The 26,538-nt window shown below is 63.8% G+C and carries 27 protein-coding genes and 1 pseudogene; 14 read left to right on the top strand and 14 right to left on the bottom strand.

From position 1 onward, the window contains the following. Nucleotides 1-15: 15 nt before the first annotated feature. From ACWGTI_RS02470 to ACWGTI_RS02455, 4 genes are read right to left on the bottom strand one after another with little or no spacing between them, the layout of a single operon-like run. Entirely contained in the window at nt 16-2,103 is a 2,088-nt protein-coding gene (locus tag ACWGTI_RS02470) for a hypothetical protein (RefSeq protein ID WP_454585646.1), read from the bottom strand. A gap of 4 nt (nt 2,104-2,107) precedes the next feature. After that, the gene (locus tag ACWGTI_RS02465) at nt 2,108-4,933 is read right to left on the bottom strand and encodes a DUF4159 domain-containing protein (protein WP_454585645.1); all 2,826 of its coding nucleotides are present in this window, start codon (nt 4,931-4,933) and stop codon (nt 2,108-2,110) included. Continuing rightward, a complete protein-coding gene (locus ACWGTI_RS02460; protein WP_454585644.1) occupies nt 4,930-5,892 on the bottom strand; it encodes a DUF58 domain-containing protein in 963 nt (320 codons plus the stop codon). Before ACWGTI_RS02460 ends, ACWGTI_RS02465 begins: the two co-directional genes overlap by 4 nt. Beyond that, the gene (locus ACWGTI_RS02455) at nt 5,892-6,896 is read right to left on the bottom strand and encodes an AAA family ATPase (protein WP_454585643.1); all 1,005 of its coding nucleotides are present in this window, start codon (nt 6,894-6,896) and stop codon (nt 5,892-5,894) included. Before ACWGTI_RS02455 ends, ACWGTI_RS02460 begins: the two co-directional genes overlap by 1 nt. A 146-nt stretch (nt 6,897-7,042) precedes the next feature. On the opposite strand from ACWGTI_RS02455, the gene ACWGTI_RS02450 reads away from it, so the two are divergent. Genes ACWGTI_RS02450 through ACWGTI_RS02440 form a run of 3 tightly spaced genes read left to right on the top strand, consistent with a single transcriptional unit; the run spans nt 7,043 to nt 9,572 of the window. Further along, nucleotides 7,043-7,672, top strand: a complete 630-nt coding sequence (locus ACWGTI_RS02450; RefSeq protein ID WP_454586468.1) for a DUF1285 domain-containing protein — start codon at nt 7,043-7,045, stop codon at nt 7,670-7,672. Continuing rightward, the gene (locus tag ACWGTI_RS02445) at nt 7,672-8,304 is read left to right on the top strand and encodes a CoA pyrophosphatase (protein ID WP_454586467.1); all 633 of its coding nucleotides are present in this window, start codon (nt 7,672-7,674) and stop codon (nt 8,302-8,304) included. The genes ACWGTI_RS02450 and ACWGTI_RS02445 overlap by 1 nt, the downstream gene beginning before the upstream one ends. Then, nucleotides 8,301-9,572, top strand: a complete 1,272-nt coding sequence (locus tag ACWGTI_RS02440) for a CCA tRNA nucleotidyltransferase (RefSeq protein WP_454585642.1) — start codon at nt 8,301-8,303, stop codon at nt 9,570-9,572. Before ACWGTI_RS02445 ends, ACWGTI_RS02440 begins: the two co-directional genes overlap by 4 nt. 9 nt (nt 9,573-9,581) lie before the next feature. Here the strand turns inward: ACWGTI_RS02440 and ACWGTI_RS02435 are convergent, their stop codons facing one another. From ACWGTI_RS02435 to hemF, 3 genes are all read right to left on the bottom strand, one after another. Further along, entirely contained in the window at nt 9,582-9,767 is a 186-nt protein-coding gene (locus ACWGTI_RS02435) for a DUF1059 domain-containing protein (protein ID WP_454577264.1), read from the bottom strand. Between the two features lie 336 nt (nt 9,768-10,103). Beyond that, the gene (locus tag ACWGTI_RS02430; RefSeq protein ID WP_454577265.1) at nt 10,104-10,364 is read right to left on the bottom strand and encodes a DUF1344 domain-containing protein; all 261 of its coding nucleotides are present in this window, start codon (nt 10,362-10,364) and stop codon (nt 10,104-10,106) included. Between the two features lie 245 nt (nt 10,365-10,609). Beyond that, on the bottom strand, nt 10,610-11,524 hold the full coding sequence (hemF, locus tag ACWGTI_RS02425; RefSeq protein ID WP_454585641.1) for an oxygen-dependent coproporphyrinogen oxidase: 915 nt from the start codon (nt 11,522-11,524) through the stop codon (nt 10,610-10,612). A 109-nt stretch (nt 11,525-11,633) separates the two neighbouring features. Between hemF and ACWGTI_RS02420 the strand changes: the two genes are divergently transcribed. Beyond that, complete coding sequence (locus ACWGTI_RS02420) at nt 11,634-11,891, top strand: hypothetical protein (protein ID WP_112396426.1); 258 nt, start codon at nt 11,634-11,636, stop codon at nt 11,889-11,891. Nucleotides 11,892-11,897: 6 nt separating this feature from the next. Here the strand turns inward: ACWGTI_RS02420 and ACWGTI_RS02415 are convergent, their stop codons facing one another. The 3 genes from ACWGTI_RS02415 to ACWGTI_RS02405 all read right to left on the bottom strand — a co-directional run bounded on the left by ACWGTI_RS02415 (nt 11,898) and on the right by ACWGTI_RS02405 (nt 13,188). Further along, the gene (locus ACWGTI_RS02415; RefSeq protein ID WP_454585640.1) at nt 11,898-12,143 is read right to left on the bottom strand and encodes a hypothetical protein; all 246 of its coding nucleotides are present in this window, start codon (nt 12,141-12,143) and stop codon (nt 11,898-11,900) included. Further along, nucleotides 12,140-12,583 (bottom strand): redox-sensitive transcriptional activator SoxR, encoded by a 444-nt coding sequence (soxR, locus tag ACWGTI_RS02410; RefSeq protein WP_454585639.1) that lies wholly within the window; start codon nt 12,581-12,583, stop codon nt 12,140-12,142. Before soxR ends, ACWGTI_RS02415 begins: the two co-directional genes overlap by 4 nt. Before the next feature lie 146 nt (nt 12,584-12,729). Continuing rightward, nucleotides 12,730-13,188 carry a tRNA (cytidine(34)-2'-O)-methyltransferase gene (locus ACWGTI_RS02405; RefSeq protein ID WP_454585638.1) on the bottom strand — a complete coding sequence of 153 codons (459 nt, stop codon included), beginning with the start codon at nt 13,186-13,188 and terminating at the stop codon, nt 12,730-12,732. Between the two features lie 445 nt (nt 13,189-13,633). On the opposite strand from ACWGTI_RS02405, the gene ACWGTI_RS02400 reads away from it, so the two are divergent. From ACWGTI_RS02400 to ACWGTI_RS02385, 4 genes and pseudogenes are all read left to right on the top strand, one after another. Next, nucleotides 13,634-14,023, top strand: a complete 390-nt coding sequence (locus tag ACWGTI_RS02400; RefSeq protein ID WP_454585637.1) for a hypothetical protein — start codon at nt 13,634-13,636, stop codon at nt 14,021-14,023. A 27-nt stretch (nt 14,024-14,050) separates the two neighbouring features. After that, nucleotides 14,051-15,947 (top strand): annotated as a pseudogene (locus ACWGTI_RS02395) (ABC transporter ATP-binding protein). Nucleotides 15,948-15,957: 10 nt separating this feature from the next. Further along, nucleotides 15,958-17,841: an ABC transporter ATP-binding protein gene (locus ACWGTI_RS02390; protein WP_454585636.1), complete on the top strand. Its 1,884-nt coding sequence runs from the start codon at nt 15,958-15,960 to the stop codon at nt 17,839-17,841. Nucleotides 17,842-17,850: 9 nt separating this feature from the next. Next, a complete protein-coding gene (locus ACWGTI_RS02385; RefSeq protein WP_454585635.1) occupies nt 17,851-18,162 on the top strand; it encodes a DUF6665 family protein in 312 nt (103 codons plus the stop codon). Between the two features lie 21 nt (nt 18,163-18,183). On the opposite strand, the gene ACWGTI_RS02380 is transcribed toward ACWGTI_RS02385, so the two are convergent. Next, complete coding sequence (locus ACWGTI_RS02380) at nt 18,184-18,528, bottom strand: cupin domain-containing protein (RefSeq protein WP_454585634.1); 345 nt, start codon at nt 18,526-18,528, stop codon at nt 18,184-18,186. A gap of 314 nt (nt 18,529-18,842) precedes the next feature. Between ACWGTI_RS02380 and petA the strand changes: the two genes are divergently transcribed. The 6 genes from petA to ACWGTI_RS02350 all read left to right on the top strand — a co-directional run bounded on the left by petA (nt 18,843) and on the right by ACWGTI_RS02350 (nt 24,359). Beyond that, the gene (petA, locus tag ACWGTI_RS02375) at nt 18,843-19,403 is read left to right on the top strand and encodes a ubiquinol-cytochrome c reductase iron-sulfur subunit (protein ID WP_027024461.1); all 561 of its coding nucleotides are present in this window, start codon (nt 18,843-18,845) and stop codon (nt 19,401-19,403) included. A 16-nt stretch (nt 19,404-19,419) separates the two neighbouring features. After that, a complete protein-coding gene (locus ACWGTI_RS02370) occupies nt 19,420-20,763 on the top strand; it encodes a cytochrome b (RefSeq protein WP_454585633.1) in 1,344 nt (447 codons plus the stop codon). A gap of 23 nt (nt 20,764-20,786) precedes the next feature. After that, complete coding sequence (locus ACWGTI_RS02365) at nt 20,787-21,659, top strand: cytochrome c1 (RefSeq protein ID WP_454585632.1); 873 nt, start codon at nt 20,787-20,789, stop codon at nt 21,657-21,659. A 130-nt stretch (nt 21,660-21,789) separates the two neighbouring features. After that, nucleotides 21,790-22,485 (top strand): acid phosphatase, encoded by a 696-nt coding sequence (locus ACWGTI_RS02360; protein WP_454585631.1) that lies wholly within the window; start codon nt 21,790-21,792, stop codon nt 22,483-22,485. 173 nt (nt 22,486-22,658) lie between these two features. Then, nucleotides 22,659-23,804 carry an alpha-hydroxy acid oxidase gene (locus ACWGTI_RS02355; RefSeq protein WP_454586466.1) on the top strand — a complete coding sequence of 382 codons (1,146 nt, stop codon included), beginning with the start codon at nt 22,659-22,661 and terminating at the stop codon, nt 23,802-23,804. A 9-nt stretch (nt 23,805-23,813) separates the two neighbouring features. Next, nucleotides 23,814-24,359: an adenine phosphoribosyltransferase gene (locus ACWGTI_RS02350; RefSeq protein WP_454585630.1), complete on the top strand. Its 546-nt coding sequence runs from the start codon at nt 23,814-23,816 to the stop codon at nt 24,357-24,359. Nucleotides 24,360-24,527: 168 nt separating this feature from the next. Here the strand turns inward: ACWGTI_RS02350 and ACWGTI_RS02345 are convergent, their stop codons facing one another. The 3 genes from ACWGTI_RS02345 to corA all read right to left on the bottom strand — a co-directional run bounded on the left by ACWGTI_RS02345 (nt 24,528) and on the right by corA (nt 26,513). Then, nucleotides 24,528-24,986, bottom strand: a complete 459-nt coding sequence (locus ACWGTI_RS02345) for a MaoC family dehydratase (RefSeq protein ID WP_454577278.1) — start codon at nt 24,984-24,986, stop codon at nt 24,528-24,530. Further along, entirely contained in the window at nt 24,983-25,444 is a 462-nt protein-coding gene (locus tag ACWGTI_RS02340; protein ID WP_454585629.1) for a MaoC family dehydratase, read from the bottom strand. Before ACWGTI_RS02340 ends, ACWGTI_RS02345 begins: the two co-directional genes overlap by 4 nt. Nucleotides 25,445-25,538: 94 nt before the next feature. Beyond that, nucleotides 25,539-26,513: a magnesium/cobalt transporter CorA gene (gene corA / locus ACWGTI_RS02335; RefSeq protein WP_454585628.1), complete on the bottom strand. Its 975-nt coding sequence runs from the start codon at nt 26,511-26,513 to the stop codon at nt 25,539-25,541. Nucleotides 26,514-26,538: the final 25 nt, after the last annotated feature.

Here is a 26,538-nt window from a genome sequence, read left to right as displayed (position 1 = left end):
GAAGGAAGAGTGGCGCTACCTTCCCTCTCTGTACCACATCGCGCCCATTGCGAGCAGCAGCAGGCCGAGGCCGAGGAAGCCGCCGAACAGCGGCACGCGCGAGACGGCTTTCAGCACGCTGTCGTCGGTGGTGCGCAGGCCGATCCAGTCGGCGCCCGAGGCGGCGCCGGAGGCGCGGACCGGGACGATGGAGGGCAGGGCGACACTGCCGGTAAGCTGGCCAAGGGTCGAGGACGCCGCCAGCCGGCGCACGCTGCCGCCAGTGGCTTCTGCCGGCGCCTTCAGCCGGTTCTCGGTGGAGATGACGTCGGAGAATTCCGGCGCGTTGACCGGACCGACATGGGCAAGTGCGGTCAGGTCGCCATTGCCGATCTGGTAGAGGCCGATCTCCTTGGTCTCGACGCTGCCCAGGAAAACGCCAGGCTCGGATTTCTCCAGCTTGACGATCAGCGCCTTGCCAGATGGGGTGATGACCTGGGCCGGGCCGGGATCGTCGCTCATTGTCTGGCGGCGGATTTCCAGCACCATGCCGCGGCCGTCGGCGGTCAGCCGCTCTTCCTCGAGCTCGGGCTCCTTCATCAGCCAGTGGGCGATGCGGCGATAGAGCTGGACATGCGGGCCGCCGCCCTCGAAGCCGCGCGCCCACAGCCAGCCCTGATCGGACAGCAGCATGCCGACGCGGCCTTCGCCCTTGTGGTCGAGCAAAAGCAGGGGACGGTTGTCGGCGCCCTTCATCACCACTTCGCCTTCAGGGTTCTGCACGCCGATGGTACGGAACCAGCGGCTCCAGTGCGGCGGCTCTGTGGCCGAACCGTCGAGGCCGCGCGTCACCGGATGGCGCTGGCCAACATCGGTGAGGCGCGGATAGAAGGCCTTGTCGATGACTTCGCCGGTCGGCATCGCCGGCAGCGACGACATCAGCGGCGTGCGGGCAATCGAGGAGTCGCCGGCATATTCCGGGCCGGCCGCGATCAACAGCGCACCGCCCTTTTCGACATATTCGGAGATGTAGTCGTAATAGAGGATCGGCAGCACGTCGCGGTGCTGGTAGCGATCGAAGATGATGAGATCGAAATCCTTGATCTTCTCGACGAACAATTCGCGCGTCGGGAAGGCGATCAGCGACAATTCGTTGATCGGTGTGCCGTCCTGCTTTTCCGGCGGCCGCAGAATGGTGAAGTGGACGAGATCGACCGAAGCGTCGGATTTCAGCAGATTGCGCCAGGTGCGCTCGCCGGCATGCGGCTCGCCGGAGACCAGCAGCACGCGCAAATTCTCGCGGATGCCGTCGATCAGCGCGATGGCGCGGTTGTTGGCGTCGGTCAGTTCGCCCGGCTCGCGGTCGATGGAGAGTTCGACGATGTTGCGGCCGGCGCCGGGAATGGTCACCTGCAGCGGCATGGCCTGGCCGATGGTGGCCTCTTCGACCGCCACCTGCTCGCCATTGACCGAGACGCGCACATCGACCGGGCCGGTTTCGCCGTCGGTGGCGATGACACGGTAGGTCATGTCGAGAGGCTTGCCGACCAGGCCGAACCGCGGCGCGTTCTCGAAGCGGATGCGGCGGTCCTTCTCGTGCTCATTGCCGGTGATCAGCGCGTGCAGCGGCGCGTTGAAGTCGGATGCGGCGGGCGGTGCGTCATGCACCTCGCCATCGGTGATCATGATGGCGCCACCGATGCGCGATGGCGGCACGTCGCGGAAAGCGCCTTCGAGCGCTGCAAAAAGCCTGGTTTCGGTGCGCTCCTCCGCGGCTTCCGATTTGCCGGCCTCGACGACGCGGACGTCGAACTGCTTGAAGCGGCCAAGGCGCTGCTGCAACCCGGCCAGCGCTTCGTCTGTCTGTTTGGTTCGGTCGCCTATGTCCTGGCTCTGGCTGCGGTCGACTATGACGGCAACCACACTCTTCAACGCCTCGCGCTCCTCGTCGAGGAAGACCGGATTGAGCAAGGCGGCGCCCAGCGCAATCAGCGCGGCGAAGCGGAAGATCGCGCCGCGCTGGCGAAACCACAGGCCGACAGCCGCGAGCAGCAGCAGCGGCACGAGCACCAAAGCCAGCAAGGGCCAGGACAGCAGCGGTTCGAAGGAGATCGACCAGTTCATGATCTCACTGCCCCAACCGTTCGAGCAGGATCGGCACGTGCACCTGGTCGGATTTGTAGTTGCCGGTCAGCATGTACATCATGATGTTGACGCCGGCGCGCAGCGCATAGATGCGCTGCATCGGGTCCGACGGCACGGTCGGCAGCAACGGGTCGCCATTCTCGTCGACAGCCCAGGCGCCGGCAAAATCATTGGCGGTGATGAGGATCGGCGAGACACCGTCGCCGACGCGTACCGGCCGGTTCTCGGCATTGCTGGCGTCGAGCGAGGCTTCGACCCAGAGCGGGCTGCCGGCGAAGCGGCCGGGAAATTCGGGCAGGATGAAGAAGGATTTGGTCAGCACATGGTCGGCAGGCACCGGCTCCAGCGGCGGCACGTTGAGATTGCCGAGGATGTCGCGCAACCGCTCCGTTGCCGGGCTCGCCGAATCCGCACCTATGCCGTTGGCAAACTGGTCGCGCGTGTCGAACAGCACCGTGCCGCCCTGTTGCATATAGGCGTCGATACGGGCGATCGCGGCCTCGCTCGGCATCGGCGCGGAAGGGTCGATCGGCCAGTAGATCAGCGGATAGAAGGAAAGCTCGTCCTTCGAGATGTCGACGCCTGCCGGCGCGCCCGGCTCGAGCGCGGTCTTCTCGATCAGGAAACGGGTCAGGCCCTCAAGGCCGGCGCGGCTGATCGAATCGTCACCCGGCACGCCGGTCAGCACATAGGCGATGCGGGTCTTGGCAATGTCCTCGATGGCCGCGGCGTCGCCTGGTTTGGCATCGTCGGCGCGGGCGAGGTCGGCATGGCCAAACAGCATGCCGAGGCCGAGCAGCAGCGCAGCAGTCGTTGCGGCGGCCGAGCGGGCGCGGCGCGGCCTGCGCGACAACAGACCGCCCATCCAGAACACAGCCAGCGTGTCGAGCAGCATCAGCACCAGTGCCGCGGTGACCAACGGAGCCTTGAGGTCGCGTGATTCATCGAAAGCATATTGGATATTGGTCACCGGCACGGTGAATTGCGGCCGCACCAGCGGCGCGAAGGCGGTGGCCGGATCGAGCAGATTGTGGGCGAAGACGCCGGTCTCGGAGCCATAGAGGCCGGGCGGGTTCTCGAACGTCACGGGCAGCGGGCCGGCGACGGGCACCAGCGGCCGTGCATCCGGCGTCGGCGGCACCAGCGCGCCGTCGGCCGCGATCATGCGGTAGGGTGCCAGCGACGTGGCGGCGGCTTCGGCGTTGGCGACCGCCGCACCCTGGTTGCGCGACAGCTGCACGATGCGCCGCAGCATCTCGACGAAGCTGCCAGAGATCGGCAGGGTCGACCATGTCGCTTCCGGCGTGACATGGAACAGGACGAGCGTGCCCTTGCCCTTTTTCAGCCCGGTCACCAACGGCGTGCCGTCGGCAAGCGTCGCCCAGGTACGCTCGACGATATCGGGCGTCGGCTCGGCCAGGACCTGCCGGCTCACCGTGACTTCGGCCGGCGGTGCAAGGTCGGCAAACGGGCCGTTCTTCGGAAACTCTGTCACCGCCTGCGGCGTCGTCCATGACAGGGAGCCACCGAGCGAACGCTCGCCGGTGCGCAGCCTGACCGGCAGAAGATCGTCGTCATTGCCGGCGGCGGCCAGTCGAGACCCGGCGAAACGCACCAGCGTGCCGCCATTGTCGACCCAGTCGACCAGCCGCTGATGGACCTGCGGCGGAATGGTGCCGATATCGGCCATGACGATCATCGCCGGCTTCTGGTCGAGGAGCTGCGGGATGGCGTCGGCGAGATCAGCGCTCGACGGCTCGACCAGATCGGCAAACGGCTGCAGCGCGCGCCTGATGTAGTAGAGAGGCGACAGAAGCGGCTGCGCCTGGTCGGCCTCGGCCTGCGACAACAATCCGACGCGGCGGCGCTTGGAGCTTTCGTCGAGCACGCGCACCGCACCCGCCTGGCGCTCGCCATCGAGCGCGATCGAGGCGAAGTCGTTGCGCAGTTCGAACGGCACTGCCATCGTGCCGGTGGCGGTGGTTTCGCCGGGAGCGAATGTCAGCGTCGCATCGGCGATGCGCCGGCCCTTATCGTCAAAGGCGCCGGCGGTGACCTGAGCCGGGGCCGGATCGCCGGGCGCGCGAATGGCGGTCAGCGCAAAGCCGTCGACCTGGTTCTCGGCGCCGGTCAGCCCGGTCAGCGCCAGCCGGTCGGAGCTCGCCCAGACGACACGGGCGGCATTTTTCGACAGCAGCGTGTTGAAGGCGGCCTCGTCGCCTTTTGCCGCCAAGCCATCGGCCAGAACGGCAACGCTGGCGCCGGGCAAGGTCTCCAGCACGCCGGCAACGCGCGCATAGACAGCGGGGCGGTCGGTCGGGATCGGCCGCGGTTTTGCCGCGCGCAGCCGATCGAGTGCTGCGACGGCGTCGAAGGGGCCGATCTCGGCATTGGGTTTTTCGGCGGTGAAGGCGATGACGACCGGCACACCATTCGAGCCGGCATCGGCGATCAGCCGCTGGGCGGTGGCGACGCGCTTGCCCCAGTCGGCGGCACTTGCCCAGTCATTGTCGATGACCAGTGCCAAGCCAGCGCCCTCGGCCGGCAGTTTTTCGCGCGGGTTGAAGACGGGTTCGGCAAGGGCGGCAACGACAAGGGCGGCCATCAGCAGCCGCAACAGCGTCAGCCACCACGGGCTCTGCTGCGGCGTTTCCTCGCGCTTCAGCACGCGGGCGAGGATCTTCAGCGGCGGGAACACTTCCGTTTGCGGCTTGGGGGGCGTGAGCCTGAGCAGCCACCAGATCACCGGCAGTGCCAGCAGGCCCCACAACACCATGGGGGCGCCGAAGGAGAGCGGCAGCCAGCTCATGCGCTGACCTTTCCTGGCTGACCGCCACTGGCGGTCATGCCGGCACGACCGCTAGCGGCCGGCCCGGCAAAGCCATCGGCGGTCATCGCCATGTGGATACGCACCAGCGCCTCGGAAGCGAGGCGGTCCGTGTGGTTGACGGTGTAGCTCCAGCCGAGCCGCTTGCACCAGCCGGCCAGCTCCTGGCGGCGCGCAGTGTAGAGCAGGCGGTATTCGTCACCGAGCATTTCGGCGCGGCCGGCGGTCAGCTTGTCGCCGGTCTCGGGATCGGTGAATTCGGTGCGTCCGGCATAAGGGAAGGTTTCCTCGGCCGGATCGGCGACCTCGATCAGATGCGCGCGTACGCCATGGCGCGCCAGCACGTCAAGCCAGGCCATGGTCTCTTCGACCGGATCGAGGAAATCGCTGACGATAATGATGTCGCAGAAGCGGCGGATGGCGGAAAGGTCAGGCTTTGCCGGCGGATCGGCGGCGTGCATCAATTGCGCTGCGATGCGCTCGGCCCCGTTGCGGGCGGTGAACGGATCGGTCAGACCGGGCCATGCGATGCGCTCGCCGCTGCGCGACAGCAATTCGGCCATGGCCAGCGCCAGCACCAGCGCGCGGGATTCCTTGGATACGCTGGCGCCGGTCGATTTGTAGAGCATGGAAGGCGAGGGGTCGGCCCACAGCCACACCGTGTGGGCGGCCTCCCATTCGCGGTCGCGCACATAGGTATGGTCGTCGCGGGCCGACCGGCGCCAGTCGATGCGCGAGGAATCGCCTTCGACATAGGGGCGGAACTGCCAGAAATTTTCGCCGATGCCGCGCTTGCGGCGGCCATGCCAGCCGGCGATCACGGTGTTGACGATGCGGCGCGCTTCGACCAGCAGGTCGGGAACCAGCGACGCCCGCAACCGGCCCCTGGCGAGCGCGTCGCGCGTCGCTGCCGGTGCCTGGACTCCGCCGATACGCGCCATCAGATGCCTTTGGCCAGTTTCGCCACCACGTCACGCACCGTCGTGCCCTCGGCGCGGGCGGCGAAGGTCAGCGCCATGCGATGCTGCAGCACTGGCTCGGCCAGTGCGCGGATGTCGTCGACCGACGGCGCCAGCCTTCCGTCATAAAGGGCACGGGCGCGAGCACAGAGCGTCAGCGCCTGGCTGGCACGCGGACCTGGACCCCAGGCGACGTGCTTGTCGGTCTCGGCATTGCCCTGGCCGGGGCGCGCCGAACGCACCAGCTTGAGAATGGCGTCGACGACGCTTTCGGGCACCGGCATGCGGCGGATCAGCGTCTGGATTTCCTTCAGCCGCACAGGCTGGAGGGCGTTTTGCGCCTTCGCGTCCTCGATGCCGGTGGTTTCCAAGAGGATGCGGCGCTCCGCCTCGATTTCGGGATAAAGGATGTCAACCTGCATCAGAAAGCGGTCGAGTTGCGCCTCGGGCAGGGGATAGGTGCCTTCCTGCTCCAGCGGGTTCTGCGTCGCCAGCACGTGGAAGGGCGCCGGCAGGTCGTGTCGGACGCCGGCGATGGTGACGTGGTATTCCTGCATCGCCTGCAGCAGCGCCGACTGGGTGCGCGGCGAGGCGCGGTTGATTTCGTCGGCCATCAGCAATTGCGCGAAGATCGGACCGGAGATGAAGCGGAAGGAGCGCTTGCCGGCCTCGTCCTGCTCCATCACTTCGGAGCCGAGAATGTCCGATGGCATCAGGTCGGGGGTGAACTGGATGCGGCGCGAATCGAGGCCGAGCACGACGCCGAGCGTTTCGACCAGCTTGGTCTTGGCAAGGCCGGGCACGCCGACCAGCAGCGCATGGCCGCCAGCGAGCAGCGCCACCAGCGTTCGCTCGACAACCGCTTCCTGGCCAAAGATGACGCGGCCAACGCCGTCGCGGACCTTCGAAATATCGGCCAGCGCCGTCTCGGCCTGGGCGATCATGTCCTTTTCGCTGATCGGGCTTTCCTTGACCATCACGCTCATGCCGCATCGATCCTTGTGCTGGAGGTACCGGCTTGCACTATCGCAGTGCGCAGAATGCCGCGATTCGGCCTCGCCTGGCGCCTACGAATGAACTTAAATCACAGACTTAGGCTGACAAGCGGAACAACAGTGACTATTTCGTGACCATGACGGACCGCTCCGAACATCGCGAACAAAGCCTTACCGGTGCCACAGAGGCGCGCGGCCTGGAGGCGCTGATCTCGCGCGCCACCCGCGCCGGCAAGGGCGCGGCGCCGGTGGAGCGCTGGAATCCCGACTTTTGCGGCGATCTCGACATGGAGATCAAACAGGACGGAACCTGGTTTTATCTCGGCACGCCGATCGGCCGCATGCCGCTGGTGCAATTGTTTTCCACCGTGCTGCGCAAGGACGAGGATGGCAGGACCTATCTGGTGACGCCGGTCGAACGGGTCGGCATCCGCGTCGTCGACGCGCCGTTCATCGCCGTCGAGATGGATGTTTCCGGCGCCGGCGCTGGGCAAATCATCACCTTCCGCACCAATGTCGGCGACGTCGTCGAGGCCGGGCCCGGCCATCCGCTGCGCTTCGTCGACGAGAACGAAACCGGCGGCTTGAAACCCTATGTGCTGGTGCGCGGACGGCTGGAAGCGCTGGTGACGCGGCCGGTGATGTACGAACTGGTCGAGCATGGCGAGGAGATCGACATCGGCGGCAAGACGATGTTTGCCGTGCGCTCGAAAGGCGAGGTCTATCCGATCATGCCGGCGGAAAAGCTGAAGCGGCTGAGCGCATGATGGACCAGGTGACGCCGCCGCCGTTTTCCACAGCGGATTTTCGCGCGCGGGTCGCGGCGCAGGCTGAAGCCCATGCCGGCGACGATTATGGCGACCATCGCTTCAATCCCGGTCATCCCCGGCTGACGCAGCTGAAGGCGCTGCGCGATGCTGCCGTACTGATCCCGGTCGTCGACCACGGACGCGATGCGACCGTGCTCTTGACCAAGCGGGCGGAAAGGCTGCGTAGCCATTCCGGGCAGGTGGCTTTCCCCGGCGGTACGATCGATGCGACCGATCCGACACCGGAAGCAGCCGCGTTGCGCGAAACCTTCGAGGAGATCGGGCTCGGTCAGGATCGCATCGAGATCATCGGCCGCATGCCCGACTATGTCGCCGGCAGCGGCTATCGCATTGCCCCCGTGCTGGCGATCGTGAAGCCGGGCTTCACTCTGTCGCTCAATGCCGACGAGGTCGACGCCGCCTTCGAAGTGCCGCTCTCGTTCCTGATGGATCCGGCCAATCACGCCAGGGACAGCCGCATGTGGAACGAACTCGAATGGTTCTTCTACGAGATGCCCTATGGCGGCCAGCGCATCTGGGGCGTCACCGCCGGCATCATCCGCACGCTCTATGAAAGGCTTTATGCGTGAGTGATCCGATATCGCTGGCGGGCAGGGCCGACTGGCTCGGTGAAAAACATCTGCAGCGGCTGCTTGGCGTTCTGGCGCAAGACGGCGAAGAGGCCCGGATCGCCGGCGGCGCGGTGCGCAATGCGCTGATCGGCCAGCCGGTCGCCGACATCGATATCGCCACCACTTGCCTGCCTCAGGAAACCATCCGCCGCGCTGTAGCCGCAGGGTTCAAGGCGGTGCCGACCGGCATCGAGCATGGCACCGTCACGGTGGTTGCCGGTGGCACACCCTATGAGGTCACCACGCTGCGCGCCGATATCGAGACCGATGGCCGCCGGGCCAAAGTGTCGTTCGGCCGCGACTGGAGGGCCGACGCCGAACGGCGCGATTTCACCATCAACGCGCTCTATGCCGAGGCCGATGGCACGCTAGTCGACCTGGTCGGCGGCGTCGGCGATATCGAGGCGCGCCGGCTGCGCTTTATCGGCGATGCCGAGCAGCGCATCCGCGAAGACTATTTGCGCATCCTGCGCTTCTTCCGTTTCTTCGCCTGGTATGGCGACGGCCGGCCCGATGCCGAGGGATTGAAGGCCTGCGCCCGGCTCAAGGAAGGGCTCGCCCAGCTCTCGGCCGAGCGCATCTGGTCCGAACTGAAGAAGCTGCTGGCGGCCCCCGACCCGTCGCGCGCCTTGCTGTGGATGCGCCAGGCCGGCGTGCTCACCAGCGCCCTGCCGGAGAGCGAGAAATGGGGCATTGATGCCATACACGGGCTGGCCAAGACCGAGAAAGATCTGGGCTGGGCACCGGACCCGCTGCTCAGGCTGGAGGCGATCGTGCCGCCGGATGCCGGGCGGATGAAGACGCTGGGGGAGCGGCTGAAGCTCTCCACCAATGAGGCGGATCGCCTGAGGCACTGGGCGCTGACGGATGCGGTCGAGCCCAAGACGAGCGAGGCGGAACTGGCCAAAAAACTCTATGCCGGCGACCGCCAGGGTTTTGTCGACCGCCTGCGGCTGTCGCTCGCCTCGGCGCGGGCGCGCGCCGTCGAGGACAATGACGCGCTTGTCCGGGCCGGCGGTTTTTCGCGCCTGCTGGCTTTTGCTCTGAAATGGGAAAAACCGGTGTTCCCGGTCAAGGGCGCCGATCTGACCGCGCTTGGCGCCTCGCCCGGGCCGAAACTCGGCGCGATCCTGAAAAACCTTGAAAAGGAATGGATCGGCTCAGGCTTTGCGCTCGATCGCGACGCGCTGCTTGAGCGCGCCGCGGAGGCTCTGAAAGCCGGATAGGGTATTTCCCTAGGCCGCGTCGCGCACCTTCTCGATGCGCGAGCGGATCGCTTCGATCATCGTCTCGCGGATGATCGTTTCGCCATGCGTCTCGCGCATATGGTCGACGGCGCGGCGCATGACCTCGGCTTCCTCGTCGGCACGGGTGTGCCACTCACAGCCGGGAACCAGCGAGCCGCAATGGAATTCCTTCATGGGATTTTCTCCTTTCCTCCTAGGAGCCTGCGCCTCTCATGGGCACCCGAAGCTCCGTCACCTTTGTTTCGCGCCCTGTCGCCGCAGTCGGTTTTGGGGGCACGTATGGGGGAACAAGCATAACACGGTTCAGCGGTTTTGGTTGCCGCTGAAGCGTGTCGCGTCTAGACGGTTGCACGCGACGCGCTTTAGGTCTTTGATTTTATGCATGTCATTTTCCCAAAACCGAGGTCAGTTTTGGGTGACATGCATAGGCAAAAAAGGCGGAGCAGCGCTGCTCCGCCTCTCTACGCTACCCCAGAACAAGACCAGTTTGGTCTTGTCCCGACAGGGCCGTCACTTCATGATCTTGACTGCCTCGGCAACTTTGTTCTTGCCGCTCATGTCCCAGGAAACGCGGACCTTTTCGCCGGTCTTCAGGCCAGGATCCTTGAAGGTCTTGGGCAGCGTAAAGGTGGATCCGTCGTCCAGAACGAGGCTCATGGCCGTTCCATCATAGGTCTTGACCGTGCCCGTGGTGTGCTTGACCGCGGCAAAGGCAACCGAGCCTGAGGCGAGAAGGGCGGCCGCGGCAGCCGAAACAATGAGTTTGCGCATGGTAGGTACTCCTGGAAAAATGCGGGGCATTCGATTGGGAAAACGCTCCGCTTCGTTAAGGGCCGTCCGGTTGCGTCGAGTCGCAGTTCGGGAGCGAACCACCGGCGCTTCCCGACCCGGAAACGACAAATAATCCTTTTATTTCAATTGCCTATTAGACGAAAAAGATAATGGCAATGCCACATTGCCTGCCCAGATTCGGCGAATGGGACGCTTTTGCGGCTCACGCTTCGCTCACCGATTTGTTACGGCCATCTCACCTCCGGCGGCAGGCTGGACAGGATCGCGGCGACATTGCCGCCGGTCTTCAGGCCGAAGATGGTGCCGCGATCGTGAAGAAGGTTGAATTCGACGTAACGACCGCGGCGGACGAGCTGTTCGTCGCGGTCGTCGTCGGTCCAGCTTTCATTGAAATGGGCCCGAACCAGATGGCCATAGACGACAAGAAAAGAGCGCCCGACATCCTGGACGAAGTCGAAATCGGCGTTCCAGCCGCCTTTCTCCTCGCCCGAATGCAGCCAGTCGAAAAAGATTCCGCCGACGCCGCGCGGTTCGTTGCGGTGCGGCAGATAGAAATACTCGTCGCACCAGGCCTTGAATTTGGGGTGGTCGGCGACCGCGGCGTTCTTCTCGCAGGCAAACCGCATGGCGCGGTGGAAGGCGACCGTATCGGCGTGATCTTCAGTGCGGTTTCGGTCCAGCACCGGGGTCAGATCGGCGCCGCCGCCGAACCAGTGGCGCGACGTCACGACCATGCGGGTGTTCATATGCACCGCAGGCACCTTTGGGTTCCAAGGATGCGCGATCAGCGAAATGCCCGATGCCCAGAAGTTCGGGTCTTCCTCGGCGCCGGGCATTTGCTTCCTGAACTCAGGCGAGAACTCGCCATGGACGGTCGAGGTGTGGACGCCGACCTTCTCGAAGACGCGGCCCCGCATCATCGACATGGTGCCGCCGCCGCCCTTGCCCTGGTCGCGCTCCCACGGCGTCTTTTCGAAACGGCCGGGCGACCATTCGGCGAGCGGGCCGGTCAAGTCCTGCTCTAGCTGCTCGAAGGTGGTGCAGATGCGCTCGCGCAGCGTCTCGAACCAGAGCCTGGCCTTCATCTTCTTCTGTTCGATGTCGGCTGGAAGGCCCGCCGGTATTTCTGGTCGTTCCAAATCACGTCTCCAGCCGAGCCGACAAATGACTCGTCTTTTCCGGGCGCGATCCCTAATCTCTTAGGAGCAAGGGTCAAGTGTCATCTCGTAAAGGCCCAGGAGTTCTTTGGTGCGCACCCCGGCAAGACCGCCGCTGCACGGCCTGAAGAAAAGGCTCGACCGTTCGCGCGCCGAGCACGAGCGTATGCCGCGTGACGGCTTTTTACGCGAAACCTTCGTCCTGCCGCGCTCCGACGCGCGGCTCAAGGCCAAGGAATGGTTCGAACGCTTCCCCAAGCAGGCCTATTGGACCGAGATCGAGAGCTGGTTCGAACGGCCCGGAGACGTCATCGAATTCACGATACGGCGGCTGCCGGCGGCGGACTGAGGGACGTCACGGCAAAAACAGATCGCGCAACTTTGGAGAATCTAGGATCAGGTTCTCGCCAAGCAGTTTGCCGAATTTTTCCAACCCCATCTTCCGCGCTTCATCGAAGCTGATGGAGGTAAAGAGGGTTGGCATGCCGCCAGAATCGATCCGGTAGATGGAAATGAGCTGTGTCTCTTCGTCTGCTTGCATTAGGTGTCCTCGCAAAGATGTTTCCTCCTCATCGCCCAATGATCGCATGCCTTTGTTCATGACGCGATTAATCTCCGCGCGCCTGCCCCTTCTAGGGCCAGCCGGTCGCCCTTGTTCCTCAGCGGGCACTTGTCGATCGACATGCAGCCGCAGCCGATGCAGTCGGTGAGGCCGTCGCGCAGCTTCTTCAACTGGCTGATCTTGCGGTCGAGGTCGTCGCGCCAGCCCGTTGACAGCAGGTTCCAGTCCTCGCGCGTCGGCGTACGGCCCTCCGGCAGCGATTCAAGTGCGGCAGCAATCTCGGCGAGCGAGATGCCGACCTCCTGCGCAATCCGGATGATCGCCACCCGCCGCAGCACGTCGCGGCCATAGCGCCGCTGGTTGCCCGCCGTGCGGTGGCTGCGGATCAGCCCGCGCGCCTCGTAGAAATGCAGCGCCGACACCGCCACGCCGCTGCGCATGGCCACCTGGCCAACCGTCAATTCCTTCATCGGAGCCATTTCGTTTTTCCGCTTGACCTCAAGTTAAGTTGAGCTTGTAGCCAGGAAATGTCGATAGAGCAATTGAGGAGAAGGCGATGTGCGCCTGGGTGAGAATGACGCAAGACGCAACGGCCGTCGGCGATGGCGACAACGCATTGAAGGTTCTAGCCGAGCTGCCGGATGGCTTCGCCGGCGACCATGGCGACGGACAGTGCGACATTGATGCTGCGCGTGCCGGGCTGCATCGGGATCGTGAGCCGCGCATCCGCCGCCTGATGGACAGGATCAGGCACCCCGGCGGATTCGCGGCCGAACAGCAGGATGTCGCCATCGGTAAAGGCAAAGCCGGTGTAGGCAGTCGCGGCTTTGGTGGTGAGCAGCACCAGCCGGCGCGCTTGGCCTCTGCGCCAGTCCTCGAAGGCGTTCCAGTCGACATGCCGGGTCAAAGCGGCCATTTCGAGATAGTCCATCCCGGCTCGCTTGAGCGCTTTGTCGGAGAGCGGGAAGCCGGCCGGTTCGATAATGTCGACGCCGAGACCGAGGCAGGCGGCGAAGCGCAGGATTGTCCCGGTGTTGCCGGCAATGTCAGGCTGGTAGAGAGCGATGCGGAGACGGTGGTTCATTTCCGCGTCTTCCTAATAAGTGGCAGATCGGCCACAGCGGACTCCTGGTTTTGGAAATTGCTGGACCTGCGGGTGGCCATTTTCTGCGAAGTCGATTATACCGCAGGCATTGTCAACCCGAACCGATGGAGGGGTATTTCATGATGACCATGCACATCCAGCGCCCCTCCCGTGGGCTTACCTGCCCGCCGGCGGTTTCGGTACGACGATTTACCTGACTTCTTAGATCTGATCGCACCGATTCCCGTCGAACCCAGTTTTCGGCTTTCGAAGGAATCCTGCGATGTTTTTCAACCTGTTGAAGGGGCTGACCGCCCCAGTTGAGCGTGTCCCGACCGAGGTGTCCCCTCGTGTCCCGACCGATGCAATCCGTGCCTCCGGCCGAATGCCGGCGCACGACATTGCTTCGCCTTTTTATCACTATTTGCACACGGAGGACGGACCGATGTTCGATCCCTATAAAATACCTGGTTCAAGAAGCCTGCACGAGCGCAAGACGGCCACCTGGGCGTTGCTGGTCGGCGAGACCTATTCGTCGGTGGTTCACGCCGAGACGCGCCGGCGTCCGCATCGCGGCATGTTGCCGGATGTCGATTTCTCGCGCGCGGTTCCAGACCACAGCCGGCCGTCGCTGGTGCGCCGGATCATCCGGCTCATACGGCCGGGCGCGAAAAACCGGGCTGGCGGCGGCGTGCCGTCAGGTCAGTCGACCGCGTCTGTCGGCGAAAAGCCCGCAAGTCCCTATATTGGGCGAAGCAGGACCGATGGCCCGGGTGATTCCGGGCCGTCGGTCCCCGACTTCGTACGCTCCGGGGACCTTTCCCACGCCGCGTGAGCGGAAAACTGATTTGTGAGCATCAACATGTTCAGCTGGTTTGAAAAAAGGCTCGATCCGTTCCCCGCAGCGGAACCGGTCGAGCCGCCGAAGACGCTGGTTGCCTTCTGCGTGCATTATACGCGTGGCGCCTGGCCCTACATCATCGTCGATGCGGTGCTGGTGACGGCGATCGCGGTCGCCGAAGTGTGGATGTTCGGCTTCATGGGCCGCATCGTCGACTGGCTGTCCGGGCAGAATCGCGAAACCTTCCTGCAGAACGAGAGCTGGAAGCTCGCCGGCATGGCCTTCGTCGTGCTGTTTGCGCTGCCCGGTACGGTTTGGCTGCACTCGCTGCTCAACCAGCAGACGCTGATGGGCAACTACCCAATGCGAATCCGCTGGCAGGTGCATCGCTATCTCTTGAAGCAGTCGATGAGCTTCTACCAGGACGAATTCGCCGGCCGCATCGCCACCAAGCTGATGCAGACGGCGCTTGCCGTGCGCGAATGCGTCATCAAGGTGATCGACGTCCTCAACTACGTCATCGTCTATTTCCTCGGCATGCTCTTCATCGTCGGTTCAGCCGACGTGCGGCTGGCGGCACCGCTTGGCGTCTGGCTGCTCGGCTATATCGGCCTGTTGCGCTACTTCATCCCGAAGCTCGGAAAGGTCGGCGAGGCGCAGGCCAATGCGCGCTCGACCATGACCGGCCGCGTCGTCGACAGCTACACCAACATCCAGACGGTCAAGCTGTTTTCCCATGCGCGCCGCGAAGCAACGTTCGCCAGGGAAGGCATGGCCGGCTTCCTCGACACGGTCTACCGGTCGATGCGGCTAGTGACTGTGCTGTACGGCCTGCTCTACATCCTCAACGCGTTGCTGCTGTTCTCTGTGACGGCGCTGGCGCTGTGGCTGTGGCTTGGCCAGGCGGTGACGATCGGCGCCGTCGCCGTGGTCATCGGCCTTGTGCTCAGGATGTGGGGCATGTCGCAGTGGATCATGTGGGAAATGTCCGGCCTGTTCGAGAATATCGGCACGGTGCAGGACGGCATCGCCTCGATCTCGCTGCCGCGCCTGGTCGAGGACCGGCCGGGGGCGAAGGACATTGCCGTCACCAAGGGTGAGATTAGGTTCGACGATATCCGCTTCCATTACGGCAAGCAGAAAGGCGTCATCGAGAGCCTGTCGCTGACGGTGAAGCCTGGCGAGAAGGTCGGCATTGTCGGCCGCTCCGGTGCGGGCAAGTCGACGCTGGTCAACCTCCTGTTGCGCTTACTATGACCTTGAGAAAGGCCGGATCCTGATCGACGGCCAGGAGATCGCATCGGTGACGCAGGATTCGCTGCGCGCACAGATCGGCATGGTGACGCAGGACACCTCGCTGCTACACCGTTCGGTGCGCGACAACATCCTCTACGGCCGGCCCGACGCCACGGAAGAGATGGTCGTCGAGGCAGCCGGGCGGGCCGAGGCGCTGGAGTTCATCGCCGGGCTTTCGGACCACACTGGACGCAAAGGGTTCGACGCTCATGTCGGCGACCGGGGCGTCAAATTGTCGGGCGGCCAGCGGCAACGCATCGCCATAGCTCGCGTTATGTTGAAGGACGCGCCGATACTTATCCTTGACGAAGCGACCTCGGCGCTGGATTCCGAAGCCGAGGCCGCCATCCAGGAGAATCTCTACAAGCTCATGCAAGGCAAGACCGTCATCGCCATTGCGCACCGGTTGTCGACCATTGCGGCGATGGACAGGCTCGTCGTCCTCGACAAGGGCCGTGTCATCGAGGAAGGGTCGCATGAGGAACTCGTCGCCAGCGGCGGGCTCTACGCGCAGCTCTGGCAGCGCCAGTCGGGCGGGTTCCTGCTCGACGACGGCCCGGTCGATGCCGCCAGTGACGCCGTTGCCAACGACATCGGCGTTAAGGGCGAAGCCGCGGAATGATGACATCAGCATGATGACAGCCGTCTATCGCTGGTTCGAGAACTGGGTCTATCCGTTCAGGGAGCCTGCGAGCCTTCGGCCACCATCAAGCGTCGGCGGCTTTCTCTGGCACTATGTCGGCCAGGCGAAGTTCGCCTTCTTCGCCATGCTGGTCATCGGCGGCATCGCGCCGCTGGTCGAGGCCGGGCTGTTCTACTTCGTCGGCCGGCTGGTCGATATCCTCGACCAGCTGCCCGGCGAGCGCAGCTGGCACGCGCTCTGGACCGCCGCCGGTCCTGAACTGGTGTTCATGATCGCAGTGGTGCTGGTCATCCGCACCGTCGTGGTAGGTCTGTCGGCGCTGGTCAACGAACAGACGATCACGCCGGGCTTCTACAATCTGGTGCGCTGGCAGGCGCACCGGCACGTCTCGCGGCAGTCCTACACCTTCTTCCAGAACGATTTCGCCGGCCGTATCGCGACAAAGGTCTGGCAGGCGGGGCAAGCGACCGGCGATCTGATGGAGAGCTTCATCGAGGTCGTCTGGTTCATGCTCGTCTATACGGTGACGACACTGGCGCTGGTCGCCGGGCTCGATCTCAGGTTGGCGGCGCTGGTGTTAATCTGGATCGTCGCTTTCGGCTTTCTGGCCAAGCTCTATCTGCCCTCGATCCGCAGGAATGCCGAGGCGACCGCCGAGGCCGGCTCTATGATTACCGGCCGCTTCGTCGATTCCTATTCCAATGTGCAGACGCTGAAACTGTTCTCGGCCGATGGCGATGATCGCTACATCAAGAACGGGTTCGACATCTATCTCGACGCGCTACGCCCTTTCACCCGAAGGCTGACCGGCGTGCGCATGGCGCTGACGACGCTGGCTGGCATCATGATCACGGCGATTGGCTGCTTTGCGGTCTATCTCTGGGTCGAAGGGTCGATCACCGTCGGCGCCGTCGCCTTCACGCTTTCCCTCGTGTTGCGGCTTAACATGCTGTTTGGAAGGCTGATGATGCAGCTCAACGGCATTTTGCGAAATCTCGGCGTGCTGGAGAACTCCAAGGCGCTGATCACGCAGCCGCTCGGACTGATCGATGCACCCGATGCGAAGGAGCTTGTCGTCGCCGGCGGCCGCATCGAGGTGAAGAATGTCGAGTTCCACTATGGCAAGGGGTTCGGCGTGCTCAATGGCATCGACCTTGTCGTCAAGCCGGGCGAGAAGGTCGGGCTGGTCGGGCCGTCGGGTGCCGGCAAGACGACGCTCGCCAACCTCATCTTGCGCCTCTACGATCTGGAAGGCGGGTCGATCACCATCGACGGCCAGGATGTCGCTGACGTGACGCAGAATTCGCTGCGCGCCAATATCGGCGTGGTCAGCCAGGACACGGCCCTGTTCCACCGTTCGCTGCGCGACAACATCAAGCTCGGCATGCCCGATGCAACCGATGCCGAGGTGGTCGCTGCAGCGAAGAAGGCCGAGGCGCACGAGTTCATATTGGGCCTGCGCGACAACCGGGACCGTGCCGGTTACGAGGCCTTTGTCGGTGAGCGCGGCGTGAAACTGTCGGGCGGCCAGCGCCAGCGCGTGGCGATCGCTCGCGTCTTCCTCAAGGACGCGCCGATCCTGATCCTCGACGAGGCGACCTCGGCGCTCGATTCCGACATCGAGGCGGCGATCCAGGAGAACCTGACGCGGCTGATGGAGAACAAGACGGTCATTGCCATCGCGCATCGGCTGTCGACCATTGCGGCACTCGACCGGCTGGTGGTGCTGGACGGCGGCCGCATCGTCGAACAGGGCACGCATGATGAGCTGGTGGCGTTCGACGGGCTCTATGCGCGGCTGTGGAAACGGCAGTCCGGCGGCTTCCTCTATAACGAGGAAAGCGTGCTGGAAGAGACGCGGCCGGCAGAGTAGAACGCTGAGATGTCGGTCAGGATGCCCTCGAACTTTGGACGCAGCAGCGCGCAGGAGAGCGCGCTCGACCTGCTCGGCCACGAGATTCTGGCCGAAAAGGCGGCCGCACTTGGCCGTACTGGTCAGCGTGTCGACGAGACACTGAAGAGGCTGCGCGAGAACAGCGACAGCGAACAGCGCCCCCGGCTGCTGAAGGAAGCCGCCGCGGCGGTGCACGCCTATTTCATCCAGCGCGAACTCTGCGGCTTGCGCCGGCATGATGCGGTGATCCGCGAGTACGACATCCCGAGGGCAGTGCTGGTCAGGCTCGGCGCGAGCTAGAGATCATCGGCCGGCAAACAATCATTCCAGCCATTCGGTGATGAAACTGCCGCTTTCGTGGATGTCGGTCGATTCGAGCGGGCCTGGGCCGAGATTGGTGAATTTGTGCGGTGTGTTCGGCGGCACGATCAGGATCTGGCCGGCAGTGGCCTCGATCTGCTGGTCGCCGATGGTGAACAGGCCGGTGCCCTTGCGGATGATGAAGATCTCGCAATAGGGGTGGGTGTGCAGCCGCGGGCCGCCGCCGATCTCTGCCTGGTAGTTGAAGATCAGGCAGGAGCTGGAGCCGTAGGCGCCCAATTGCAGTTCGCCTTGCCAAAGGCCGGGCGTCCTGGTCCAGGTCTCGAGGTCGATGATGTGTGCCATGTCAGCGAGACTAGATCACGGCAACATGGCCTGTCGAGACCGGCGGGGACCCTCGGATTTGCTGGTATTTTCCTGTCGTTTAGCCGCCTTTTCAGGTCTTTGGGCAACTGGCCGACTGACGCGCTGTTCTGTCCCCGCGACAATCTGCCCTTGTGGCCTGACCCCGCTGGACAAAAACGGGCTTCACGCATAAACCGAACTCCAAATGCCGGAGGAATTCGCTAGCTTGTTCGCCATGCGCTGTCGGGCCGGCGCGATGGAGCGGGAACAAAGCTCGGCCACCGGCTCGGAAGAGGCGAAAGGATCAGGCACCCGTGAGCGCAACCGACACCCAGGATCCCAACCGTCGTGATTTTCTTTACGTCGCCACTGGCATGGCCGCCGTGGTCGGCGCTGGGGCCGTCGCCTGGCCGTTCATCGACCAGATGCGCCCCGATGCCTCGACGCTGGCGCTGGCTTCGGTTGAGGTCGATGTTTCCTCGCTGACGCCAGGCATGTCGCTGATTGTCAAATGGCGCGGCAAGCCGGTCGTGGTGCGCAACCGCACCGAGCAGGAAATGAAGGACGGCGAGGCCGTCAACCTGGCCGACCTCAAGGATCCGATCGCCCGTAACGCCAATCTGCCGGCCGATGCGCCGGCGACCGACGCCAACCGTACCACGCCCGGCAAGGAAGCCTGGATGGTGATGGTGCAGGTCTGCACGCATCTGGGCTGCATTCCGCTCGGCCAGGAAGGCGATTTCGGCGGCTGGTTCTGCCCGTGCCACGGTTCGCAGTACGACACTGCCGGCCGCATCCGCAAAGGCCCGGCGCCGGAAAACATGGCCGTGCCGGTATTCAAGTTCATTTCCGATACCAAAATCCTTATCGGTTGAGGCAGGGGATATTTCGATGAGCGAGGGACACTCGACCTATACGCCCAAGACCGGTATCGAACGCTGGTTCGACGCCCGCATGCCGCTGCCGCGCATGGTCTATGACAGTTTCATCGCCTATCCGGTGCCGCGCAACCTCAACTATGCCTGGACCTTCGGCGGCATCCTGGCGATCATGCTGGTGGCGCAGATCCTGACCGGCATCGTGCTGGCCATGCACTATACGGCCGACACCAATCTCGCCTTCGGCTCGGTCGAGAAGATCATGCGCGACGTGAATTCGGGCTGGCTGTTGCGTTATCTCCATTCCAACGGCGCCTCGTTCTTCTTCGTCGCCGTCTACATCCACATCTTCCGCGGGCTATACTACGGCTCCTACAAGGCGCCGCGCGAGCTGCTGTGGATCCTCGGCTGCATCATCTACCTGCTGATGATGGCAACCGGCTTCATGGGCTATGTGCTGCCCTGGGGGCAGATGAGCTTCTGGGGCGCCACCGTCATCACCGGCTTCTTCAGCGCCATTCCGCTGGTCGGCGACTGGATCCAGCAGCTGCTGCTTGGCGGCTTCGCTGTCGACAATCCGACGCTCAACCGCTTCTTTGCGCTGCACTACCTCTTGCCGTTCATGATTGCCGGCGTCGTCGTGCTGCACGTCTGGGCGCTGCATGTCGTCGGCCAGTCGAACCCGACCGGCATCGAGGTCAAGTCGCAGACCGATACCGTCGCCTTCACGCCCTATGCGACCATCAAGGACGCGTTCGGCATGATCGTGTTCCTGTTCGTCTTCGCCTATTTCGTCTTCTACCTGCCGAACTTCCTCGGCCATCCGGACAATTACACGGTCGCCAACCCGCTGAAGACGCCGGCCCACATCGTGCCGGAATGGTACTTCCTGCCGTTCTACGCGATCCTGCGCGCCATCACCTTCAACATCGGGCCTATCAATTCCAAGCTCGGCGGCGTGCTGTGCATGTTCGGCGCCATCGTCATGCTGTTCCTGGTACCGTGGCTCGATACCTCGAAGGTTCGCTCGGCGGTCTACCGGCCCTGGTACAAGCTGTTCTTCTGGCTCTTCGTGGCCGACGCGGTCCTTCTGGGATGGCTGGGCTCGCAGCCGGCGGAAGGCGGCGGTCTGTTGACCCTCATGATAGGTGAGGTCTCGGGCAACTACGTCGGCTACGCTCAAGCGGCGACGCTGTTCTACTTCGCCTTTTTCCTCGTCATCCTGCCGGTGCTCGGCCTGATCGAGACGCCGCGCAGGCTGCCGAATTCGATCACCGAAGCGGTGCTGGAGAAGAACAAAGGTGCCGGTGGCGGACATCCGGCAGGTGCGAATGCCGCGCCGGAAACCAAGGGCTGAGCGAGAATCTAAGGGGATTTGGCATGAAAAAGATTCTCACCTCGCTCGCCTTGCTTGGCCTGTTTGCTGGCGGCATTGGTGCCGTCGGCAGCGTGGCGATGGCCGCTGAAGAGGCGCATAACGCGGCCGCGCCGACGCATTTCCCGATCGACGAGCCGAAGGAAATGGACTGGAGCTTTGCCGGCCCGTTCGGCACCTACGACAAGGCGCAGCTGCAGCGCGGCCTGAAGGTCTACAAGGAAGTCTGCTCGGCCTGCCACTCGATGAACCTGGTCGCGTTCCGCACGCTCGAAGGCCTCGGTTATTCGGAGGCGCAGGTAAAATCCTTTTCCGCCGAATACACCATCCATGACGGTCCCAACGATGCCGGCGACATGTTCGACCGTCCGGGCAAGCCGTCCGACCATTTCCCGGCGCCGTTCGCCAATGAAGAGGCGGCTGCCGCCTCCAACGGTGGCGCTGCTCCGCCCGATATGTCGCTGCTGGCCAAGGCGCGCGGCGTCGAGCGCGGCTTCCCGCGCTTCGTCTTCGACATCTTCACCCAATATGCGCAGGGCGGCCCGGACTACATCCATTCGCTGCTGACCGGTTACGACCAGACGCCGCCGGCCGGCATGGTGATCCCGGAAGGCACCCACTACAACCCGTACTTCATGTCCGGCGTGTCGCTGAAGATGCCGAAGCCGCTCTCCGACGGCCAGGTCACCTATGATGACGGCTCGCCGCAGACGATCGACCAGTATTCGCGCGACGTCTCGGCCTTCCTGATGTGGGCCGCCGAGCCGCATATGGAAGACCGCAAGAAGACCGGCTTTCGCGTGCTGGTGTTCCTGCTTCTGTTCGGCGCCCTGGTCTATCTGACCAAGCGCAAGGTTTGGGAAGGCGTGGCGCACTAAGGCTGCGCAGCATGCGAAATCAAAAAAGGGCGCCGAAAGGCGTCCTTTTTGTATTTCGGCAGGTGGATGTGTCACATGGCCGTCACCCCCTGGGACGATCCTGCCTTGCCCTCATCAAAGGATCGCACCCATGAAAAGATATGCATCGCTCGCGGCGGGCTTCCTGCTGCTCGTTACTGGTTCCGTCGCCCTTGCCGATGACGCCCAGCCTTTCGTCACCAACAAGGACATCGACCTGACGATGATCCTGCCGCCGCCGCCGGCCAACGATTCGGCCGAGACCAAGGCCGAGCTCGGCGCGGTGCTGACGCTGCAGGTGACGCGCACACCAGAGATGGTGGCCAGCGCCGTCGCTGACGCGGAGGAGAATGTCTGGCGCTTCGCCGATGTCATGGGCCCGAACTTCAACAAGGACAAGCTGCCGAAATTCGGCGCCTTCTTTGATCGCGTGGTGGCCACCGAGGGCGCCGTTGTCGACCCGGCCAAGGATGTCTGGAAGCGTCCGCGTCCGCATCAACTCAGCGACCTCGTCAAGCCCGTGGTCAAGCTTTCGAGCTCCGGGTCCTGGCCTTCCGGCCACGCCACGGTCGGCACCATGATGGGCATCATCCTGGCCGACATGGTGCCGGAGAAACGCCCAGAGATCATGGCGCGTGCGGCGCAGTATGCCCACAACCGTGTGGTCGGCGGCATCCACTACCCGTCCGACGTCGAGATGGGCAGGATTTCCGGCAGCGTGATTGCCGCGGTCGTGCTCAACCGCGATGACTTCAAGGCCGAATACGATGTGGCCAAAGCGGAGCTGCGTTCCGACTTAGGCATGTAGACCGCTTCTTAGCAGCCGATTTCGACACAAAGGGGCGCCTTCGGCGCCCCTTTCCTGTTCATGGCCGGGTTTGTGGGGTCGTTCGACAAATGGTGCGTTGGCATGGCGGCGTCCGGTTGATATTCGACGCAGCGAAAGGCGGACGCCTGTGCCGCCATGAGAATGGATCGATGATGCGGCTCAAGGACTGTCACAACTTTTCCGACTTCCGGCGCATGGCGCAGCAGCGGCTGCCGGGGCCGATCTTCAACTACATCGACGGCGCGGCCGACGACGAGGTCACCTATCGCCGCAACACCGAGAGTTTCGAGCGCTGCGACCTCGTTCCCAACGTGTTGCGCGGGGTGAGCGAGATCGACATGTCGGTAACGGTGATGGGCCAGAAACTGGCAATGCCCGTCTATTGCTCGCCGACCGCCTTGCAGCGGCTGTTCCATCATCAGGGCGAGCGCGCGGTGGCCAAGGCTTCGGCCAAGTTCGGCACCATGTTCGGCGTTTCCTCGCTCGGCACCGTCAGCCTTGAGGAAGCGCGCAAGATCAGCAGCAGTCCGCAGGTCTACCAGTTCTATTTCCACAGAGATCGCGGCCTCAACCGGGCGATGATGCAGCGGGCCAAGGCGGTGGGTGTCGAGGTGATGATGCTGACCGTCGACAGCATCACCGGAGGCAATCGCGAGCGCGACAAGCGCACCGGCTTTGCCATTCCCTTCAAGCTCAACCTTGCCGGCATGCTGCAGTTCGCGCTCAAGCCGGGCTGGGCGATCAACTATTTCACCCATGAAGGGTTCAAGCTGCCGCAGCTCGACGAGCATGTCGATATGGGCGGCGGCACGATGTCGATCAGCCGCTACTTCACCGAGATGCTTGATCCGTCGATGACGTGGGACGATGTCGCCGAGATGGTCAGACTGTGGGGAGGCCCGTTCTGCCTCAAGGGCGTCATGTCGGTGGAGGACGCCAAACGCGCCGTCGAGATCGGCTGCAGCGGCATCGTGCTGTCGAACCATGGCGGCAGGCAGCTGGACGGCTCAAGGGCGGCGTTCGACCAGCTGGCCGAGATCGTCGATGCCGTCGGCGACCAAATAGACGTCATCATGGATGGCGGCGTGCAGCGCGGCACGCATGTGCTGAAGGCTCTGTCGCTCGGGGCCAAAGCTGTCGGCGTCGGGCGCTACTATCTGTTTCCGCTGGCGGCGGCCGGCCAGCCCGGCGTTGAACGGGCGCTCGAGCAGATGCGGGTCGAGATCGAGCGCGGCATGAAGCTGATGGGCTGCAGTTCGATCGAACAATTGTCGCGCAACAACCTCCGTTTCAGGTAATCTCGGCTCATGAAATCCTCACTCGAAGACACGCTGGTCGCCGCGATCCGCACCATTCCGGACTATCCGAAGCCCGGCATCCTGTTTCGCGACATCACCACTTTGCTCGGCAATGCGCGTGCCTTCCGCCGCGCCATCGACGAACTGGTGCATCCCTATGCCGGCCAGAAGATCGACAAGATCGCCGGCATCGAGGCGCGCGGTTTCATCCTTGGCGGCGCCGTGGCGCACCAGCTTTCAGCCGGCTTCGTGCCGATCCGCAAGAAGGGCAAATTGCCTTACGAGACGGTGCGCGTCGCTTACAGCCTGGAATACGGGCTGGACGAGATGGAGATGCACAAGGACGGTGTTGCACCGGGCGAGAAGGTGATCCTGGTCGACGACCTGATCGCTACCGGCGGCACGGCGGAGGCGGCGGTCAAGCTGCTCAGGCAGATCGGCGCCGACATCCTTGCGGCCTGCTTCGTCATCGACCTGCCGGATCTCGGCGGGCGCGCCAAGCTGGAAGCGCTGGGGGTTTCGGTGCGGACGCTGATCGGATTTGAGGGACATTGAGCAGGTCTTCCCTTCTCCCCCTGTGGGAGAAGGTGGCCGAGCGAAGCTCGGTCGGATGAGGGGTGTTCCAGGGAACGCCAACGTCTCACTCGGTCACGCACCCCTCATTCGTCTTGCCGCTGCGCGGCAATCCACCTTCTCCCGCAGGGGGAGGAGGAAGAGGCGCTACTAAGCTTTCACCAGCACCGCACTGTCGAACTCGAGCACCTTGTCCGTCGAATCGAAAGCATCCGCGCGCAGTGCCAGCACCCGCCATCCCGGACGCGACGAGATCGGGCGATGCGACAATGCCGTGCGCGTGAAGCTGACGGTTTCCCCGGCATAGACCGGTTTCAGCCATTTCAGGTTCTTGAAGCCGGGCGAGGGGCCGAATTCCGGCACCGGGCCGGGGCCGGTCCAGCCTTCGGTGTCCATGCGGGTTTGGAGGTTCAGCTTCATCCAGGTAGCGGCGGTGTGCCAGCCCGACGCGCAGAGGCCGCCGAGCACGCTGCTCCTGGCTGCTTCCTCGTCGACATGAAAGGGCTGCGGATCGTATTTCCGGGCGAAGGCCTTGATCGCCTCCGGCTCGAATGTATAGGAGCCGAGAGCGACGGTGACGCCGATGCCGAAGAACTCGTCGAGGGTCACGCCATGGCCTCACGGGTCTGGAACATACAGGTGTTCTCGAATTCGAAGACGCTTTCGCCGCGCTGGTTGAAAAGCTCGCTGCGCATGGTGATGAGGCCGATCTGCGGCCGCGATTTGGACACCCGCTTGGCAAGGACGGTGGTGCTGCCGCTCAAAATGTCGCCGGCCAGCACCGGCTTTTTCCATTTGACATAGTCGACGCCGGGCGCGCCTTGCGAGGTCGAGTCCAGCAGGAAGGCATCGCACAGCATGCGCATGAAGATCGCGCAGGTGTGCCAACCGGAGGCTGCGAGCCCGCCAAGGATGCTGGCTTTGCCAGCCGCCTCGTCGAGATGCATCGGCTGAGGGTCGAACTCGGTGGCGAATTCGACGATCTCGGCCGCGCTCACCTGCTTGGCGCCGAGGTCGATCGATGCGCCTTCGGTGAAATCCTCATAGGCCCAGGTCTTTCCGGTCATGATCCTAATCCGGTTCAAGGTTGTACGATCACCGGGCATCCGGATGCCGTCCGGGCGGCATTCGGTCAAGCGATTTTTGCTGAGCCAGATCTCGTCAGAGCCAGCCGCGGCGACGGAAATACCAGAAGGGCAGGATCGCCGACAGGATCATCATGCCGATGGCGAAGGGATAGCCGAACTCCCATTTCAGCTCCGGGATGACATCGAAATTCATGCCGTAGATCGAGGCCACCAGCGTCGGCGGCAGGAAGATGACGGCGGCGACCGAGAAGATCTTGATGATGGCGTTCTGTTCGATCGAGATCATGCCGAGCGTGGCGTCGAGCAGGAACGAGATCTTCTGCGACAGGAAGGTGGCGTGGTCGGCGAGCGACAGCACGTCGCGCGACACGGTCTTGATGCGGGCGCGGATGTCCTTGCTCATCTTGATCTGGGTCGCGACATGGGCGAGGAAGCCGGTGAGGCGCTGCAACGAGATCAGGCTGTCGCGGATCGAGGAGGCGATGTCCTCCTTGCGGCCGATGGCCTTGAGCAGTTCCTGGAAATCGCGGTTGCGTTTATTCACCTTGGTCGAGCGCGCTTCGAAAATGTCGCGCGAGATCGTCTCGATGTCGCGGCCGGCGCGTTCGAGAATGTCGGCCAGCCGATCGACGATCGCCTCCAGCAGGCCGATCAGGATGGTGTTGCCCGTGGTACAGCCCGTCGCCACCTTCTCGGCGCGCAGCGGAAAGGTCTTGAACGCCTTCGGCTCGTGATAGCGGATGGTGACCAGTCTCGGACCGGCAAGCACGAAGGTGACCGGCGACATCAGCGGATCGTCGATTTCAGTCTGCGCCGGTAGAGTTGCGGTCATGAAGTAGGCGCCGTCCTCGATATAGAGGCGGCTCGAAATCTCGATCTCCTCCATCTCCTCACGCGTCGGGATGGCGACGCCGAGCCAGGTCTCAATCGTGGCTTCTTCTTCCTTGGTCGGGTTGAGAAGGTCGGCCCAGACGACCTGATCGCCATTGGCCACGAGATCGTCGGCGAGGCGCAGGCGGTCATTGTCAACGACGAAGGCCTTGATCATCGCCGCTCTCCGTTGGTTGGGGCAG

It is taken from the genome of Mesorhizobium sp. ArgA1, assembly GCF_053714375.1.
Note: the sequence above shows the minus strand (reverse complement) of the source record. Positions and strands in the feature narration are given on the sequence as shown.

Bases quoted from the DNA above. Each gene is read 5' to 3' on its own strand.
- ACWGTI_RS02380 (WP_454585634.1), bottom strand. From the start codon at position 18,528: ATGGCACACATCATCGACCTCGAGACCTGGACCAGGACGCCCGGCCTT.
- ACWGTI_RS02450 (WP_454586468.1), top strand. From the start codon at position 7,043: ATGACGGACCGCTCCGAACATCGCGAACAAAGCCTTACCGGTGCCACA.
- ACWGTI_RS02390 (WP_454585636.1), top strand. From the start codon at position 15,958: ATGATGACAGCCGTCTATCGCTGGTTCGAGAACTGGGTCTATCCGTTC.
- ACWGTI_RS02400 (WP_454585637.1), top strand. From the start codon at position 13,634: ATGTTCGATCCCTATAAAATACCTGGTTCAAGAAGCCTGCACGAGCGC.
- ACWGTI_RS02435 (WP_454577264.1), bottom strand. From the start codon at position 9,767: ATGAAGGAATTCCATTGCGGCTCGCTGGTTCCCGGCTGTGAGTGGCAC.
- ACWGTI_RS02430 (WP_454577265.1), bottom strand. From the start codon at position 10,364: ATGCGCAAACTCATTGTTTCGGCTGCCGCGGCCGCCCTTCTCGCCTCA.
- ACWGTI_RS02385 (WP_454585635.1), top strand. From the start codon at position 17,851: ATGTCGGTCAGGATGCCCTCGAACTTTGGACGCAGCAGCGCGCAGGAG.
- ACWGTI_RS02445 (WP_454586467.1), top strand. From the start codon at position 7,672: ATGGACCAGGTGACGCCGCCGCCGTTTTCCACAGCGGATTTTCGCGCG.
- soxR (WP_454585639.1), bottom strand. From the start codon at position 12,583: ATGGCTCCGATGAAGGAATTGACGGTTGGCCAGGTGGCCATGCGCAGC.
- ACWGTI_RS02470 (WP_454585646.1), bottom strand. From the start codon at position 2,103: ATGAACTGGTCGATCTCCTTCGAACCGCTGCTGTCCTGGCCCTTGCTG.
- corA (WP_454585628.1), bottom strand. From the start codon at position 26,513: ATGATCAAGGCCTTCGTCGTTGACAATGACCGCCTGCGCCTCGCCGAC.
- ACWGTI_RS02405 (WP_454585638.1), bottom strand. From the start codon at position 13,188: ATGAACCACCGTCTCCGCATCGCTCTCTACCAGCCTGACATTGCCGGC.
- ACWGTI_RS02365 (WP_454585632.1), top strand. From the start codon at position 20,787: ATGAAAAAGATTCTCACCTCGCTCGCCTTGCTTGGCCTGTTTGCTGGC.
- ACWGTI_RS02370 (WP_454585633.1), top strand. From the start codon at position 19,420: ATGAGCGAGGGACACTCGACCTATACGCCCAAGACCGGTATCGAACGC.
- ACWGTI_RS02455 (WP_454585643.1), bottom strand. From the start codon at position 6,896: ATGAGCGTGATGGTCAAGGAAAGCCCGATCAGCGAAAAGGACATGATC.
- ACWGTI_RS02350 (WP_454585630.1), top strand. From the start codon at position 23,814: ATGAAATCCTCACTCGAAGACACGCTGGTCGCCGCGATCCGCACCATT.
- ACWGTI_RS02415 (WP_454585640.1), bottom strand. From the start codon at position 12,143: ATGAACAAAGGCATGCGATCATTGGGCGATGAGGAGGAAACATCTTTG.
- ACWGTI_RS02360 (WP_454585631.1), top strand. From the start codon at position 21,790: ATGAAAAGATATGCATCGCTCGCGGCGGGCTTCCTGCTGCTCGTTACT.
- ACWGTI_RS02340 (WP_454585629.1), bottom strand. From the start codon at position 25,444: ATGACCGGAAAGACCTGGGCCTATGAGGATTTCACCGAAGGCGCATCG.
- ACWGTI_RS02460 (WP_454585644.1), bottom strand. From the start codon at position 5,892: ATGGCGCGTATCGGCGGAGTCCAGGCACCGGCAGCGACGCGCGACGCG.
- ACWGTI_RS02355 (WP_454586466.1), top strand. From the start codon at position 22,659: ATGCGGCTCAAGGACTGTCACAACTTTTCCGACTTCCGGCGCATGGCG.
- ACWGTI_RS02465 (WP_454585645.1), bottom strand. From the start codon at position 4,933: ATGAGCTGGCTGCCGCTCTCCTTCGGCGCCCCCATGGTGTTGTGGGGC.